Origin of the sequence: Bartonella sp. MU70NMGDW (assembly GCF_042194085.1) — a bacterium.
Classification (GTDB): Bacteria; Pseudomonadota; Alphaproteobacteria; order Rhizobiales; family Rhizobiaceae; genus Bartonella; species Bartonella grahamii.
This window is the reverse complement of the sequence record NZ_JBHIMK010000535.1, coordinates 1-729: the sequence shown is the minus strand read 5'-3', so window position 1 is coordinate 729 and position 729 is coordinate 1. Positions and strand designations below refer to the sequence as shown.

Sequence of the window (729 nt, the reverse complement as noted above, 5' to 3'; positions counted from 1 at the left end):
GGCGTAACTTACACACTGTTTGGAAAGAAAGAAATCTTACCCCATGCTTTTATCAAAGGTGGGAGTTTTCCAAAGCGCGTTGAATTAAAAAAGCTGAATGGGAATGTGTTTCAAAGAGCCGATGGAGATCAATTCCCCATTGCAAAACAAAAAGGACCCTCCATTGCTGGGGTGATGTCCAAGCCAGAAATTGCAAGTGCTATTGTAAAAAAAGCCAATGAAAGACTAATTAAAAACATACAGTACCAACTTGCTCGTCAAGAATATGCCGCCAAGATGAAAGCTAAATAATGTTCTTAAGCTATGTCAACACACTACTCACTTTAATTGTAATTTTTAAAGCAGATTATCACTTGCGCTTTGGTTTTTCCCAGAAAAAAGTCAATAAAATCAATACAAAAGGTACTTCCCAGCGGGTTGGGTCTGTTGCGGGGCGGACGAGCGCGAACTATCGCTAGCGACAGAATTTTCAAATTGACTGTACATTGTACACTTAACTCATTGATAAATAATGATTTTAGTGTGTACACTGTACAATATGTAAAATGTCTCCTTATCGCATTGAAGCCCGTTTTTCAGTTCGTGATGTAAAGCTTTCTTTCTTGGTACGCCGAAAGCCCCATTCCTCAAGATGAGAAAAAAATCAAGGCAAGGAGCAACTATGAATAAGAAAACGCGTAAGGGTCTATCGGTTCGTGCGTTTGCGAAGAAGATGGGTGTTTCACATAA

General features: G+C 39.4%; 1 pseudogene. It reads left to right on the top strand.

The window, feature by feature from the left end:
• Window positions 1-291, top strand: a pseudogene (locus ACFIKE_RS12025) (hypothetical protein); the annotation flags it as partial.
• Window positions 292-729: the final 438 nt, after the last annotated feature.